Origin of the sequence: Lentzea sp. CC55 (assembly GCF_021056325.1) — a bacterium.
Taxonomy (GTDB): Bacteria; Actinomycetota; Actinomycetes; order Mycobacteriales; family Pseudonocardiaceae; genus Lentzea; species Lentzea jiangxiensis.
Map to the genome: position 1 here is coordinate 669,337 of NZ_JAJCXE010000056.1, position 14,555 is coordinate 683,891.

A 14,555-nucleotide genomic window follows, 5' to 3' on the forward strand; every position below is an offset into this window, starting at 1 on the left:
ATGCCTGACCTGTCCCGGCTGGACGTGCCGGATCGCCGCGACGGCGAGGCGTACGTGATGTCGAGGAAGCTCGAACTCGCGGTCGACATCGCCTACGCGACCGGGCGTCCGTTGTTGCTGCGCGGTGATCCCGGCTCGGGCAAGTCGTCACTCGCGGCACACATCGCGTTGATGCGCGGCGCGCGCTACTACGAAATGGTCGTGACGTCGCGGACGCAGGCTCAGGATCTGCTGTGGACGTTCGACTCGGTCCGCCGTCTCGCCGACGCCCAGCTGCGGAACGACGTGGACGACCGGAACTACGTCGAGCCCGGTGTGCTGTGGTGGGCGTTTGCACGCGATTCCGCCTTGGAGCTGGCGCTCGGTGTGGAGCCGGAGTTCGACACCAACGCAGAACGCTCGTCCTCGCACGCCGTCGTCCTGATCGATGAGATCGACAAGGCGGACCCGGACCTGCCGAACGGCCTCCTGGTGCCGCTGGGGTCGAACCGCTTCAGGGTGACGGAGACCGGCACGGTCGTGGAGATCGACCATGCGCCGTCCAGCTCGCCGGACAGCAGGAATCTGATCGTCATCACCACGAACGAGGAACGCGAGCTTCCACAGGCGTTCCTGCGTCGCTGCGTGGTGGTGTGGCTGGATCATCCTGACGCCGACGGCCTCGTCGCCATCGCCAGGTCCCACCTCGACACCTACGAGGGTGGGATGAGCAAGGCAGACGAGGACCTGGCCTTCGAACTGGCGGCCGCGGTGGTGGAGCTGCGCGCGGAGATGGCGCGGGAGGCGGCCCGCCCACCGAGCACGGCGGAGTTCCTCGACGCGTTGCGGGCATGCCGCAGGCTCGGCATCACGACGAACAGCCCGGAATGGCAGGAACTTCGCGACATGGCCCTCGTCAAACAGCAACCGAACTGATGGCGCCCCGGGTGTGGCTCGGTGACCTGCTGCGCGCTGTCGCGGCGGGTGCGCCACCGCGTCGTGCCGCAGAACTGCTCGGTTTGGTCGCGGAGGCGGCGCCCGCGCCCGCGGTCGCCGAACTCGTCGCCGCCGAGCAACCGCGGGCAACTCCGCCGCCGCCCCCGGACTCGGTGGCGAAGCCGAGAGCCGAGCCTCCCGCAGCCGAGGAGGAACCGCCGCCTCAGGCCATCCCGATGCTCCCGGAGTCGTCGACCCTGCCCCTGCGCGAGACCGACTGGTCACCGTTGCCGTCGCTGCGGTTGCCGGAGGACGACCAGTCCCCGAGACCGACACCGCTGCTGGCGCCCAGGACCGCTGCGGCAGTGCTGCATGCCGTGCTCGCCACTTTCGCCGCAGATGGCGACCCCGATGTCGAGGCCATCACCCGGTCATGGGCACAGGCGAAACCACTGCGAACGTTGCCGATGAAGCCCCGCGCCACATTGCGTTTCGGCGTGCAGGTGCTCGTGGACACGGGTGAAGGAATGCAGCTCTTCGCGAACGACCAGCGTGACCTCGTGGCTCGCATCCGCTCAGTCGCGGGTGCCGAGAACGTTCGCCTGCTGTACTTCTCCGACGTGCCGAGCCGCGGTGCGGGCCCAGGGGGCCGTCGTACGTGGCGTCTGTACGAACCGCCCAGCACCGGCAGCCGTGTTCTGCTGATCTCGGATTTCGGCATCGGCGGCCCGCGGTTCCACCACCGCCGCAGCACGACGGCCGAGTGGCGGGCGTTCCTCGCGGCGGTGCGCCGCGCGGGCTGCTCACCGATCGGTCTGGTGCCGTACCCACCTTCTCGATGGCCCGCCTGGCTCGCCTCGTCGTTGCCGTTGCTCTTGTGGGATCGAAGCACCACTGTCAGCCGCGCCTCAGTGGCGGTGCGCCGTGGTTGAGCCGTATGAGAGCCTCGCGACGGCGCTGAGTGTGGCGGTGCGCATCGAACCGGAACTCATCCGGGCTGTGCGGGTCGCGCTGTTCCCGCGGTTCGACGTGTCCGCCGAGGCTGATCTCTGGTTCAGCCCCCTGGTGCAGTCACGCGGCCCGCATGGCATCGTCTTCGATCACGATGCCTCAGCGCGTCTTCGCGCCGCGTTGGCATCATGGCTGCGCACCGCCCCTCCAGACGATCCCGTGCACCGTCTCGGCGACATCATCTCTTCCGTCCACGAGCGGCTTTCTCCCGCACTCGCGTTGGAGGAACGCGTCACCTGGCTCGCGGTCACCGGCCGCGAGGACAGCATCGACGCCGAGCTCCAGCCCGCGCTGAAGGCCCTGGTGCGGGAGAACCGGACCGGCGTCGCCGACTGGTTCGTCGCGGCCTGGCACCGCTTGCCGCAGAACGCCCGTCAGACCGTCACCGCGTGGAAGCTCGCCCAGGTCGCCCGGCCTGACCTGCACAGCTCCGCACCTCCGCTCAGCCTGCTGCACGACCTGGGCGACCTCGATCTCGCCGACATCCTGTCCATGCTCCCCGATGCCCGTTTGTTGGTGCACCGCACCATGAACACGCTGGAGATCGGCGACTTCGAGGCTGTCGCCGGCACCGTGGGGATCTTGGTCCCCGACACTGACCCACGGCTGCTGACCATCGGCTCGAAGACCGCATCCGTGCGGCGGGGGACCAGCGCTCGGATCACGGTCGACCCCGGCGCTCTGCAGGTGACCACGGCACGTGGCGTGGTCTACGAGATCGCCGCGCCTCCTCCCGCCCGCGGGCTGTTCCTGGTGGCGGGTAACAGCACCACCCCGAACCTCACCATGCCCGGCGGCGGGTACGAGACGCGGAAGGTGCTGACTCCGGTACCGGAGGACGACAGGGCCGGGGTGCTCGATGATCTCGCAACCACCGGCGCGAGCGGCGGGCCACTGGTGATCTGCTGGCAGGGACCGGAGGAGCCGCAACAGGGTCTTTCCGCGCTGGATCTGATGCGCGCCTACCACGACGCCGGCGGCACCCAGTTGCTCCTGTTGCTCCAGACCCCGAGCCTCTCGTGGCCCACACTCCCCGAGGAGTTGTGCGGCAACACCCCCGACGGTGCCTGGACCGCTGTGGCGGTCAAGCCGGTGGACGCCGGGGAACCGCTCGCCCTCGCGTTGATCAGACTGCTCGGCAGCGGACCGTCGACTGCGGTGGGACGACGCCGGTGGCCGGAGAGGAACGAGCGCCTCTCCGGCCGGGATGTGCTGACCGCGCTGGTGGTGGAGGCAGGCGATCCCGAACCCGCCATCGCCGAGAACGCGGGGCAGCCCCTGCCTATGTTCCACAACCCGCTGCACGGGCGGACCGCACCGGAAGCCACAGTCACGCCGTGGTTCGACATCAGTGCCGAGATCGACGAGGTGGTCCGGTGGGCACGGGATCGAATGGGCCGCGTGCTGGTGATAACCGGCGGTCGCAACAGCGGCAAGACCACGATCCTCGACGTCGTCGGACGGGAGACGTCCTTCACGCTCGCGACCGACAGCGCCCTCGACTCGTTGGCCGCGTACACCCCCTCCCCCGGGGAACAGGTCATGATCGACGACCTCGACGCGCGCGAAGATCCTCGGTGGCCGGAGGAGATCATCCGCCACAGTCGCGGAGGTGTGCGTTTCATCGTGACGTTGCGCCGCCATTCGCCGTTGATCGATCAGTTGGCCGCCTCCGCCTCGGTGACCGTCATCGACTTGGACGACCTGCGTGCGCACGTGGTTCGCCGGCTGTTCGGGGTCACCCCCCACATGTCCGCGGAGGAGATCGCCACCTTCCTGGTCGACACGGAAGCCATGTCCCCCGCCCTGGTGCGACGCACGACGAGGGAGCTTCGCGAGCACCCCGTGTCGACTCGTCCTGACAGCGACTGGCAGCGAGAGGTGCTGGGTGTGCTGTACTCGGCTTTCGACAAGGACCTGCGTGACGACGGCACAGCGCGTTTGCTGCTGAGCGCGCTGGCTTGGGCGCACGGCACAGGAATGCCCATGGCCGAATGGCTGGCATGCGCACACGCGGTTCATCCGAGCAGCGGAATTTCCGTCACCGAGAAGGACGCAAGGGCCGCGCTGCGCGACTTCGGCCACTACGCGTCGAGCAACATCAGAGGACACCGGCTCGCAAACCGGAATCTCGCCGCCTACCTCAAGTCGTCGGCGGACCACGAGGCAGCTCAGCGGATCTTCCGGGCTCTCGCCGACCTCGTACCGACCTGGGGAACACCGGACAACTACCTGCGGCACCGGTTGCGCGACCACGCGATCGAGGTGGGCGCGGCAAGCCTGCCCAAGCTCCGCGAACTGGCGGAGTGGAACTCCGCGTGGCGAGCCGACGTCGGTTTCGTCGCTGCCGCGCTCGTGAACCGGACCACCGGCGCCGACCGCATCGCCCTCGCCCGAACCGCGGTCGAGGTGTACACGGAGATCGTCAACACCGATCGCAAGGCCACCACCGAACTCCGCACGGCACTCGAACTCCTGCAGGAGAGTCTCCGCGAGAACGGTCAGCACGAGGCGGCCGAGACGGTCTGGGGCGAGGCGCTCGGCAAGCTTCCGGCCAATGTCGCCGCCCTGCTCGAACGACGCACGAACCTGCCGCCGACGCCCAAGCCGCGAGGAATCAAGCCGAACGACCTCGTCGTCCTCGTTCCGGGTGTGAAGGACAACAACCTGCGTCTGCGGCGTTGGACGCCGCTGCCGGACGACCTCGGTGACGACAGTCCTCGCGGTGGCCCCGCTGACGCCGAACTGGACCCCGACGGCTACTTCCCGATGCTCGACCTGCTGCGCGGCCTCGGCTACACCGAGCGCCGCGGCAACCTCCTGCCGTTGCCCTACGACTGGCGCCTCTCCCACCGCCGCATCGGCGAACTGCTGGGTGAACGAGTCGAGGACGCCCTGTCGGTCTGGCGCCGGAAGTACCGCGGCAACATGTTCGCCGGAGTCGTGTTCATCTGCGTGACCACAGGTGGCTTACCCGTGCGCTGGTACGTCGAACGCTGTGGTGGCGCCCGCATCACCAACGGCGTCATCACCATCGGCACCCCTGTCCAGGGTTCGGTTCGCGCGCTGGAGAAACTGGTGAACGGCACCTGGCAGCGCGGCACCGCCGACTTCTGGCGCAGCCTCCCGTCGAGCTACCAGGCCCTGCCCGTCTACGACTGTGTCCACCAGAACGGCGGCTTGGTGCCCCTCGCCGACGCCGCTGTGCCAGGTCTCGATCCTGGCCGGGTGGCGGACGGCGTCGAGTTCCTCAACGACCTGATCGCCGCGGAGAACGCCCGGCCGGAGAGTCTGAGCACCTCTCACGCCGTGATCGGAGTCCGGCTCGGCACTCCGACCACGGCAAGGATCACGGAGGACAGGATCGAAGTGCACGACGAATCCGGGCCGCAGGGCGGCGCCGGCGATTCCCACGTCCCCGAGTTCGCCGCCAAACACCCCGGCGTGGACCCGGTCGCTCGAGTACAGGTCACACATGAACTGCTGCACCGCGACCCGGATGTGCTCGCAGCACTCGCAAAGCTCCTCAAGGCCGCACCGGTCGCACCGGTCACACGTCGGTCCGGTGACATCGCCGGTGGCGTTTGACCGACAGCAGGAAACAGGCCCACCCGTTGACCCCCACCTGGACGTGGGCGGCCGGCGCCTTGCTGTCGCGGATGCCGACGCCGGTGGCGACTTCGACGCAGGCGCTGGCGTTCGCGCTGTAGGTGCTCTTGTGCCACGCGGCCATCGAGGTCTCCTCACGTCAGCAGCTTCTTGATCAGCTCCCTCGATTGTTCCGCATCCAGGGCGACGAGTTCGAGCCCTTCGACGATCCGCCGGTACGCCTTGACCGCGCCGGGGGACTCGATGATCAGACTGGAGTTCTCGCTCTCCAGGAACACGGCGTCGTCGTACCTGGCGAAGGTCAGCATGTCGAACGACCCGGCCATGCCCGCGTGCGCTCCGACCCCGAGCGGCACGACCCTGAGGTCGATGCTCGGCCTGGCGGCCAGCTTGTCCAGGTGCAGCAACTGCTCGCGCATCACCCCCGGCCCGCCGACCTCGTTCAGCAACACCGGTTCGGCGATGAAGAAGCACGCCTGCAACCCGCTGCGGAACGCCTCCTGCCGCAAAGCCCGCGCCGCCACCCGCGCGTCCCGCTCGTCGGCGGGCACGTTCACGCAGGCGGCCAGCACAGCGCGGGTGTAGTCCGAGGTCTGCAACATCCCGTGCAGCAACATCGTCTGCCAGCTGACCAGCCTCTCCGCGAGGCGCTCGTGCTCGACCAGCGTCCTGGGGCTGATCGGCGCGCAGACGCCGTGGTCCTGCCACCAGCCCTTCACGCCGGTGCCGGGGAAGAGCGACATCAGGTGGTCGCGTTCCGCCTGAGGTGTCCGGCAGACGCCCAGGAGCAGCGCCAGCTCCAGTTCGGTCGAGCCGCCCTTGCCGTTCACGAGGTCGGAAAGCTTCGCTTCCTGCCATCCGAGGAGTTCGGCGACAGCGCGTGAAGTCATTCCCGTGGCGGCGATGGCCGCGCGGAGGCCGTCCCCGAACTCACGGCCTCTCACAGTGGAGAATCTTTTCGGCATGGCGAGTACCGTAGACCGTTCACCACCATTCCAGAACGTTTGACCGCAACACAACCCAAAAGGGCGTTAGCTTGGACCACTTCCAAGTCGCACAATGACCTGGTGAGATTTCGTTGGACGCCCCACGGGGGGCTGCGTCACGCCATCCCGGACGACCTGACCTGGGGACAGGCCGTCGAGACGTTGTGCGGCGATCCGTTCATCCCGCAGCAGATAGGCCTGTGGCGCGACAAGAACGTGTGGCCGACCTGCCGGGACTGCGACGGCATCTGGCGCGAGAGCGAGGGGATCCTGCCATGGCCGCGGAAATCCTGACGGAAGACCTTCTGCGCGTATCTCTTCAACGCCTCTCGCGTGAGGTGGTGAAGACTTATCCACAGTTTGGCGAGATGCTCGCACAAAATATGTTGCGCACATGCGGACTGATTCCCGACCTCGAGCGCGCAGCGCACTATAGGGAGTTGGGCACGCTTCTCATCGACCTCGGCCGGCTGTACCTCGCCGAGGCCGAGGAGCTGTCCACGGTGCAGGCGCCGCCCACTTGAAGTCCGGTGTCGTCACGATCGCGCGGCCGCTGGTGCCGGACTCGTGAGCCGGCGTCGCCGGGCCCTGCCCACCGGCGGCCGGGCCGGTCCCGCGGGGAGCGCCGGGCGGGGTGACGAGGGGCGGGGCGTGGATCGTCGGGCGGATCCGCACCGGTCCGGTCTAGGTTCCAGGGCGTGACGAGACGTGCGCTTGCCGTGATCATCGCCGCTGTCCTGATCGCGCCCGTTCCCCCATCCCACGCACGGGCCGGCGACGGGCGCATCGTGACCGACCACGTCGAGAGACCGGTCGCGCCGGGCGTCACGCTCAGCTCGTTCGACTTCTACGAGCCGGGTGGCTGGGTCCGCGGTGACGCCCTCGCGGTCGACCTCACGCGAACGCGGGTCGGGTACGTCGACCCCGGCACCGTCGCGCAGGCCGCTCCCCTGTCCCGGCAGGCCCCGCGTGCCGTCGCGGCGGTCAACGGGGACTTCTTCGACATCGACAACTCCAACGCGCCCGAAGGTGTCGGCATCCAGGACGGCCGCCTCCGGAAGTCCGGCACCGGACGGGCGGCCGGGATCGACGCGGCGGGCGTCGGCAGCGTCATGGAGACCTTCTTCGAAGGCACGCTCAACGGCACGCACAAGCTGACACAGCTCAACAGCGCGCGGATCGACCCGGACGGCATCGGGGTCTTCAACCCGTTGTGGGGCACGTACAGCAGAGCGCGCGCCACGCAGGGTTCGGCGAACACGGCCGAGGTGATCGTCAAGGACGACGTCGTCCAGAAGGTCCAGAGCCCGAGCGCGGAGCCCGTCGAGGGGTACGCGCTGGTGGGCCGCGACAGGGGCGCGGACGTGCTCCGGGCGTTCGAGCCCGGGGACAGGGTCACCGTGGACTACCGCAGCCGCACGAGCAACGGCAGCGAGCCCAGGACCGCCATCGGTGGCCGGCAGCTGCTGGTGGACGGCGGCAGGAACGTCGCACCGGCCGACGCGGTGCACCCGCGCACGGCGGTCGGGTTCTCGCGGGACGGCAGGAAGATGTTCCTGCTGACCGTCGACGGGCGGCAGAGCGAGCACCTCCCCGGCCTCGACCTGCGCGACCTCGCCGACGCCATGGTCGAGCTCGGTGCGCACAACGCGCTGAACCTCGACGGCGGTGGCTCGTCGACGATGCTCGCCCGCGCGCCCGGCACCACGGTGCTCGAGGTGGTCAACACGCCGTCGGACGGCGGCGAGCGCCCGGTCGCGAACGGCCTCGCGCTCTACGCGCCGGCCGGGTCCGGGAACCTCACCGGGTTCGACGTGCGGACCGTGAGCAGGCGCGTCTTCCCCGGCCTGTCCCGCAGGCTGACCGTGCGCGGCCACGACGAGACGTTCGGCCCGGCCGGCGACAACCGGCACGTCACGCGCGCAACGGGTGGATGGGCGGTCGGCGACACCTTCCACGCGGCGCCGCACCCGGGACGTGCGTCGTTCACCGCCTCGCGCGGCCGCACGAGCGCGACCACCGAGCTGACCGTGCTGGGCGAGCTGCGGCGGCTCGCGCCGGAGAGCCCCCGGGTCAGCCTGGCCGAGGGCGAGAGCAAGCCGTTGCGGATCAACGGTTTCGACGCCAGGGGGTTCAGCGCGCCGCTGGAGCGCGCCGACCTCGACCTCCGCTACGACCGCGAGGTCGTCGAGGTGACGCCGGACCTGCGGATCAGGGCGCTCAAACCCGGCGCGACCACGGTCAGCGCGCGGGCACGGGGCGCGGAGACCCAGGTCGCCGTCACGGTCGGCGCCACCGACGAGCCGATCGCCACCTTCGACGACGCTCCACAGTGGACTTTCGGCTCCGTCCGCGCCACCGGCGGGGTGGCACCGGCTCCGGACGGCCACACCGGGCAGGGGCTGAGGCTGAGCTACGACTTCACGCGATCCACCGGCACGCGCACGGCGTACGCGGTCCCGCCGAAGCCGTTGCAGGTCCCCGGGCAACCGCTCTCACTCGCCGCGCAGGTGCGCGGCAGCGGCAAGGGCGAGTGGACGGCGTTCACCGTCGTGGACTCGGCGGGGCGGTCGCGGCCGCTCTACGGCCCGCACATCACCTGGGACGGCTGGCAGCGGATCGAGGTCGCGGTGCCTCCGGAGCTCGAGTTCCCCGTACGGGTCACGAGGTTCACCACGATCGAGACCAAGGCGGACCGCTCGTACACCGGTGAGGTGCTCGTCGACGACATCGTCGCGCGGGTGCCACCGCCGGTCGCCCTGCCCCCCGTCCCGGACCTGCGCGAGGACGTGATCGGCCCTGCGGAGGGCTGGACGTTCGCGGTCGTCTCGGACGCCCAGTTCGTCGCGCGCGACCCGGACGGCGAGCTGGTCAGGGCGGCCCGCCGCACGTTGCGCGAGGTCAGGGCGTCCGGCGCGGAGTTCGTGGTGGTCAACGGCGACTTCGTCGACGAGGCGTCCCCCGCCGACCTGCGGCTGGCGCGCAGGGTGCTGACCGAGGAGCTCGGCGACTTCCCCTGGTACTACGTGCCGGGCAACCACGAGGTCATGGGTCCCGGCACGATCGACAACTTCCGCCGCGAGTTCGGCGTCACCCACCGCGCGTTCGACCACCGGGGCACCCGGTTCGTGCTGCTCGACTCGTCGACCGGGACGCTGCGGGGCGGCGGCTTCGAGCAGGTGCGGATGCTCCGGACCGCGCTGGACACCGCTCAGGGCCAGGTCGTCGTGATGATGCACCACCCGCCGCGCGACCCCACGCCCGCGCGCACCAGCCAGCTCGCCGACCGGATGGAGGCGGACTACTTCGAGCGACTGCTGTCCGAACGCGACGGACCGACGGCGTTCATCGGCGGCCACGTGGGAGGGTTCTTCGCCTCTACTGTGGACGGTGTTCCGCACGTGATCAACGGCAACTCCGGCAAGGCACCCGCGGAGGCGGACGGGTTCACCGGCTGGACGCTCGTCGGCGTCTCGGACAGCGGCGTGAGGGCCGAGGTCCGGCCCCACGTGGACGCGCTGCGGCTCGCCGCTCCCGCGAGCCTGCGCCCCGGTGAGGCGAAACCGCTTGCGGCCACGGTGAATCAGGGTGCTCGAACCGTTCCGGTGGGATATCCGATGGGCGTGGTGTGGGAAGGGTCACGCGAGCTGCACGTCGGCGGGCAGGACGGCATCAGGCCGTGGCACGTCGCGCGGCTCGACCCGGACACCGGCGTGCTCACCGGGATAAGGCCTGGTCAGGTCACGGTCTCGGTTCGCCTCAACGGGGTGGCGGCCGCGGCGGACGTCCGCGTCGGGCCGCGGGAGGCCGCCTGAGCCGGTCTGGGTGAGTGCGGTGTGAGGCGGTGGGGGAAGATACTCCCCATGACCACCGCCGACAACGGTTTCGCCGACCTGGGGCTGCGGCCCGACATCCTCAACGCACTCACCACGCTGGGCTACGAGGAGCCGACGCCGATCCAGAGCGAAGCGATCCCGCCCCTGCTCGCGGGCAACGACCTGCTGGGCCAGGCGGCCACCGGCACGGGCAAGACGGCGGCGTTCGCGCTGCCGCTGCTCGAGCGCGTCGCCGACCGGATCGGCAAGGGCGAGAAGCCGCTGGCTCTCGTCCTCGCGCCGACCCGCGAGCTCGCCGTGCAGGTGTCCGAGGCGGTCCACCGCTACGGCCGCCACCTGGGCACGCGCGTCCTCCCGATCTACGGCGGCCAGCCGATCGGCCGCCAGCTGCGCGAGCTGTCCCGCGGCGTCGACGTGGTGGTCGCCACCCCGGGCCGCGCGATCGACCACCTGCAGCGCGGCACGCTGCAGCTGAGCGACCTGCAGGTCGTCGTGCTCGACGAGGCCGACGAGATGCTCGACATGGGCTTCGCCGAGGACATCGACGCGATCCTCACCGAGACCCCGACCGACCGGCAGACCGTGCTGTTCTCCGCCACGATGCCGCCGCGCATCGACCGCATGGCCAAGAGCCACCTGCGCGAGCCGGTGCTGATCCAGATCGAACGCGAGAAGACCGAGCCGGGCGAGGCCCCGCGCGTGCGGCAGACCGCGTACCTGGTGCGCCGCGAGCACAAGCCCGCCGCCCTCGGCCGCGTGCTCGACGTCGAGTCGCCGACCGCCGCCGTCGTCTTCTGCCGCACCCGCGACGAGGTCGACCAGCTCACCGAGACGCTCAACGGCCGCGGCTACCGCGCCGAGTCGCTGCACGGCGGCATCAGCCAGGAGCAGCGCGACCGCGTCATGTCCCGCCTGCGCTCCGGCACCGCCGACCTGCTGGTGGCCACCGACGTCGCCGCCCGCGGCCTCGACATCGAGCAGCTCACGCACGTCGTGAACTACAACGTCCCGTCCGCCCCCGAGGCGTACACGCACCGCATCGGCCGCGTGGGCCGCGCCGGCCGTGAGGGCGTCGCGATCACCCTGGTCGAGCCGCGCGAGAACTCGCTGCTCAAGACCATCGAGCGCGTCACCAAGACCAAGATCCCGATGGAGAAGGTCCCGACGGTCGCCGACCTGCGCGCCCGGCAGCTGGAGCTCACCCGCTCGTCGCTGCAGGAGTCGCTGATGGAGGACGACCTGTCGCGGTTCCGCGTCGTCGTCGAGACCCTGGCCGACGAGTTCGACGTCATGGACATCGCCCTCGCCGCCGTGAAGCTCGCCCACGAGGCCTCCGGTGCCGCCGCCGACGAGGAGGAGATCCCGGAGGTCCGCCCGCGCGAGGACCGCCCGCGCCGCGACGGCGCCCCGGCCGGCCCGCGCCGCGAGCGCCGGGGCCCGTCCGAAGGCATGACCAGGCTGTTCCTGGGCGCCGGCCGCTCGTCGGGCATCCGGCCGCAGGACATCGTCGGCGCCATCACCGGCGAGACGAACCTGAAGGGCCGCGACATCGGCGCGATCGAGATCGCCGACCGGTTCTCGCTCGTCGAGGTGCCGGGCCCGTCCGCGAACGAGGTGATCGAGCAGTTGCGCGACGCCACGATCAAGGGCAAGCGCGTGACGATCCGCCGCGAGCGCCAGCCGCGCTAGTGCCGTGTGCGAAGGGCCCCTCCGGACGAGTTCGGAGGGGCCCTTCGCGCTTTCCGGGAACGAGCGCGGTTCGAGCCTCAGGCCTTGCGCGCCTCGACCAGGAACCGCGTCGAAGTGCACACGAACTCGCCGTGCTCCTCGATGTGCCGGTGCATCTCCAGCAACCGGTCCCGATACCCCTCCACGGTGAACCCCGGCACCGTCCACAACACCTTCCGCAGGAAGTGCACCACCGCGCCGACGTCGAAGAACGCCACCCGCAACGACACCGGCTCCAACCGCAGCACCTCCAGCCCGGCGGCCTCCGCCTCCGCACGAGCGACGGCGACACCGCGAGCCTCACCCACCGGCTGCGGGCCCATCATGAAGTCCGTCAGCTCACGATTGGTCCCGGCCCCGATCTGCTGCGAGAAGTAGGTCCCGCCGGACCGGAGGACCCGCGCGATCTCCACCCAGGGCGTCACCACGGGATGCCGGCTGATCACGAGGTCGAAGGACGAGGACCGGAACGGCAGCGGACCGGCGTCCGGCGCCTGCACCACGAGAGGCAGACGCCGGGCAGCGACGGCGGCGTTGGGCGGCCAGGACTCGGTGGTGGCCATCACCGGCGGCAGGACCGGCGCGGACGCCGTGACCTCTCCCCCGCCGGTCTGCAGGTCCAGCGCGGACGTCACGTCACGCAGCCGCGCGGCGATCAGGGACGCGTACCCCCACGGCGGGCGTTCCTCGGTGGCGCGGCCCTCGAACCAGGAGAAGTCCCAGCCCTCCAGCGGCACCGCGGCCCCCTCGGCCACCAGCTCCTCGAAAGTCCCCATGGACGACATGCCACCACAGGTGCGCCGGGGACGGCGACCGAAAATGGCGGCACCCGCTCCGGCGCGCAGAGACGCCGCGTCCCTGGTCCGTCTCGCGCGCGGCAGAGCGGGTGCCGCAGGGAATTACAACGACCGAACGGCCGCTTGGTTACGCCCGGAGGCGGTACGCCCGCAGGACCGTTTGGCCCACCGAGTTGCCGTCGGTGTCACGGGCGACCACCCGTAGCGACACGTGACCGCCGGCCTTCCCACCAGGAGGAACGAGCGACTTCACGGGCACCCGGTTGAGGCCGTCGTCGAACGACGCGGAGGCCTGGAACTCACGCACAGTGCCCGACTGACGCGACGCGGTGAACTTCACCGGCATCGGCACACCGGCCTTCCAGCTGTTGCGCAGGTCGACCGGCAGCGAGTGGTCGGCCTCCGCCAACGGCAGCCGGGGTGAACCTCTCCACCCCAGGGGACTCCGGACCCGGTGTGGAGGTCGCATCACGCTCCGCGATAGGTGCCGAAGCTCCAGCGGTTGCCCTCGGGATCGGCGACCGTGAAGCCGCGCGAGCCGTACTCCTCGTCGCGCAGGCCGCGGACCTCCACGGCACCACGGGCCAGGGCTCGGGCGTACAGCTCGTCGGGCCGGTCGGTCACGACGTAGGCGGAGCCGGCGCCCGGCTTCGTCGCCTCGACCTCGCCGGCGGACCGGACGGCCGACCCCAGCATGACGCCACCGCCCTCGGGCCAGACCATCTCGCAGTGCACGACCTCGCCGTCGGCCTCGCCGGGCACGACGAGGTGTTCGGTGAAGCCGAACGCCTCCACGAGGAAGCGGACGGCGGCGGGAGCGTCCTGATAGGACAGACAGGGCCAGCAGGTGGGTGCGGGTGTGCTCATGGGAGCAACTCTGCGCCCCGGCCACCCTCGCTGCCTTGTACGAATGGAAGCTCGGTCGCGATCCACTCCGTCGGGGTCGCTCCGCACAACGCCCGCCAGTCGCGGTTGAAGTGCGCCTGGTCGGTGTAGCCGCAGGCAGCGGCCACCTCGGTGAGTGTGGGGCGCCGCTCGCCGCGCAGCATCCGGTTCGCCCGCTCGAACCGCAGGACCCGGCTCAGGACCTTGGGCGTCAGCCCGTACTCGGCCGCGAACCGCGCGCTGAGGTGCTGCCGGCTCCACCCGACCTCGGCCGCGATCTCGCCCACCCCGGCCCCCGCCGCGAGCCGCTGCCACGCCCACGCCACCTCGACCCGCTGCTCGACCGGCCGCACGAGTCCGCCGAGCAGCAGGTCCAGCAGCGCGAACCGGTCCGTCCACGTCGCTGCGCCCTGCAGCCGTTCGCGCAACTCGGCGGCCGGGGCGTCGAGCGCGTCGAGAGCGACCGTCACGCCCGACAGCTCACCGGCGGGCATGCCGAAGAACGCCCGCATCCCGAGCGGCGTGAGGTCGCACTGGACGCCGTGCTGGAACCCGTCGTGGCTGATGATCACGGCCTCGTCGTGCAGCCCGCCGCAGAGCGCGGCGAACCGGCCGCCGGCGAGGTCGACCGTGCCGTCCAGCGTCACGACGAGGGTGAGCGAACCCGACGGCAGGCCGCGGTGGACGCCGGGCTCGGTGCGCATCCGGTATCCGGAGTACCGCGTCACGAACGGCCGCAGCCGCGGGTGCGGCCGGCCGACGACGTGCTGGACGTCCACGTTCCCGAT

The 14,555-nt window shown here is 70.6% G+C and carries 13 protein-coding genes; 7 read left to right on the forward strand and 6 right to left on the reverse strand.

What is annotated here, in order from left to right:
- From L6E10_RS37895 to L6E10_RS37905, 3 genes are all read left to right on the forward strand, one after another.
- Positions 1–915, forward strand: coding sequence for a MoxR family ATPase (locus tag L6E10_RS37895; RefSeq protein ID WP_236224980.1), 915 nt, complete (start codon positions 1–3; stop codon positions 913–915).
- On the forward strand, positions 915–1,847 hold the full coding sequence (locus L6E10_RS37900) for a hypothetical protein (protein ID WP_236224981.1): 933 nt from the start codon (positions 915–917) through the stop codon (positions 1,845–1,847). The genes L6E10_RS37895 and L6E10_RS37900 overlap by 1 nt, the downstream gene beginning before the upstream one ends.
- 238 nt (positions 1,848–2,085) lie before the next feature.
- Entirely contained in the window at positions 2,086–5,514 is a 3,429-nt protein-coding gene (locus L6E10_RS37905; protein ID WP_236224982.1) for a hypothetical protein, read from the forward strand.
- On the opposite strand, the gene L6E10_RS37910 is transcribed toward L6E10_RS37905, so the two are convergent.
- Both L6E10_RS37910 and L6E10_RS37915 read right to left on the reverse strand, forming a co-directional pair.
- Positions 5,477–5,659 (reverse strand): DUF397 domain-containing protein, encoded by a 183-nt coding sequence (locus L6E10_RS37910; protein WP_236224983.1) that lies wholly within the window; start codon positions 5,657–5,659, stop codon positions 5,477–5,479. The two genes, L6E10_RS37905 and L6E10_RS37910, sit on opposite strands and share 38 nt — an antisense overlap.
- Before the next feature lie 10 nt (positions 5,660–5,669).
- Entirely contained in the window at positions 5,670–6,500 is an 831-nt protein-coding gene (locus L6E10_RS37915) for a helix-turn-helix transcriptional regulator (RefSeq protein WP_236224984.1), read from the reverse strand.
- 102 nt (positions 6,501–6,602) lie between these two features.
- Between L6E10_RS37915 and L6E10_RS37920 the strand changes: the two genes are divergently transcribed.
- From L6E10_RS37920 to L6E10_RS37935, 4 genes are all read left to right on the forward strand, one after another.
- Positions 6,603–6,815, forward strand: coding sequence for a zinc finger protein (locus L6E10_RS37920; protein WP_236224985.1), 213 nt, complete (start codon positions 6,603–6,605; stop codon positions 6,813–6,815).
- A complete protein-coding gene (locus tag L6E10_RS37925; RefSeq protein WP_236224986.1) occupies positions 6,797–7,045 on the forward strand; it encodes a hypothetical protein in 249 nt (82 codons plus the stop codon). Before L6E10_RS37920 ends, L6E10_RS37925 begins: the two co-directional genes overlap by 19 nt.
- Before the next feature lie 174 nt (positions 7,046–7,219).
- Positions 7,220–10,336: a phosphodiester glycosidase family protein gene (locus L6E10_RS37930; protein WP_236224987.1), complete on the forward strand. Its 3,117-nt coding sequence runs from the start codon at positions 7,220–7,222 to the stop codon at positions 10,334–10,336.
- 48 nt (positions 10,337–10,384) lie between these two features.
- Positions 10,385–12,046, forward strand: a complete 1,662-nt coding sequence (locus tag L6E10_RS37935) for a DEAD/DEAH box helicase (protein WP_236224988.1) — start codon at positions 10,385–10,387, stop codon at positions 12,044–12,046.
- Positions 12,047–12,123: 77 nt separating this feature from the next.
- Here the strand turns inward: L6E10_RS37935 and L6E10_RS37940 are convergent, their stop codons facing one another.
- From L6E10_RS37940 to L6E10_RS37955, 4 genes are all read right to left on the reverse strand, one after another.
- A complete protein-coding gene (locus tag L6E10_RS37940; RefSeq protein ID WP_236224989.1) occupies positions 12,124–12,861 on the reverse strand; it encodes a class I SAM-dependent methyltransferase in 738 nt (245 codons plus the stop codon).
- Positions 12,862–13,009: 148 nt separating this feature from the next.
- Positions 13,010–13,291 carry a hypothetical protein gene (locus tag L6E10_RS37945; RefSeq protein WP_236224990.1) on the reverse strand — a complete coding sequence of 94 codons (282 nt, stop codon included), beginning with the start codon at positions 13,289–13,291 and terminating at the stop codon, positions 13,010–13,012.
- A gap of 59 nt (positions 13,292–13,350) precedes the next feature.
- Positions 13,351–13,749, reverse strand: a complete 399-nt coding sequence (locus tag L6E10_RS37950) for a VOC family protein (RefSeq protein WP_236224991.1) — start codon at positions 13,747–13,749, stop codon at positions 13,351–13,353.
- Complete coding sequence (locus L6E10_RS37955; RefSeq protein ID WP_236224992.1) at positions 13,746–14,546, reverse strand: AraC family transcriptional regulator; 801 nt, start codon at positions 14,544–14,546, stop codon at positions 13,746–13,748. Before L6E10_RS37955 ends, L6E10_RS37950 begins: the two co-directional genes overlap by 4 nt.
- Between the last annotated feature and the right edge of the window lie 9 nt (positions 14,547–14,555).

What these genes read in the sequence shown, in the direction of transcription:
- L6E10_RS37895 (WP_236224980.1), top strand. Translation starts at nt 1, where the DNA reads ATGCCTGACCTGTCCCGGCTGGACGTGCCGGATCGCCGCGACGGCGAG.
- L6E10_RS37900 (WP_236224981.1), top strand. Translation starts at nt 915, where the DNA reads ATGGCGCCCCGGGTGTGGCTCGGTGACCTGCTGCGCGCTGTCGCGGCG.
- L6E10_RS37910 (WP_236224983.1), bottom strand. Translation starts at nt 5,659, where the DNA reads ATGGCCGCGTGGCACAAGAGCACCTACAGCGCGAACGCCAGCGCCTGC.
- L6E10_RS37915 (WP_236224984.1), bottom strand. Translation starts at nt 6,500, where the DNA reads ATGCCGAAAAGATTCTCCACTGTGAGAGGCCGTGAGTTCGGGGACGGC.
- L6E10_RS37925 (WP_236224986.1), top strand. Translation starts at nt 6,797, where the DNA reads ATGGCCGCGGAAATCCTGACGGAAGACCTTCTGCGCGTATCTCTTCAA.
- L6E10_RS37935 (WP_236224988.1), top strand. Translation starts at nt 10,385, where the DNA reads ATGACCACCGCCGACAACGGTTTCGCCGACCTGGGGCTGCGGCCCGAC.
- L6E10_RS37940 (WP_236224989.1), bottom strand. Translation starts at nt 12,861, where the DNA reads ATGGGGACTTTCGAGGAGCTGGTGGCCGAGGGGGCCGCGGTGCCGCTG.
- L6E10_RS37950 (WP_236224991.1), bottom strand. Translation starts at nt 13,749, where the DNA reads ATGAGCACACCCGCACCCACCTGCTGGCCCTGTCTGTCCTATCAGGAC.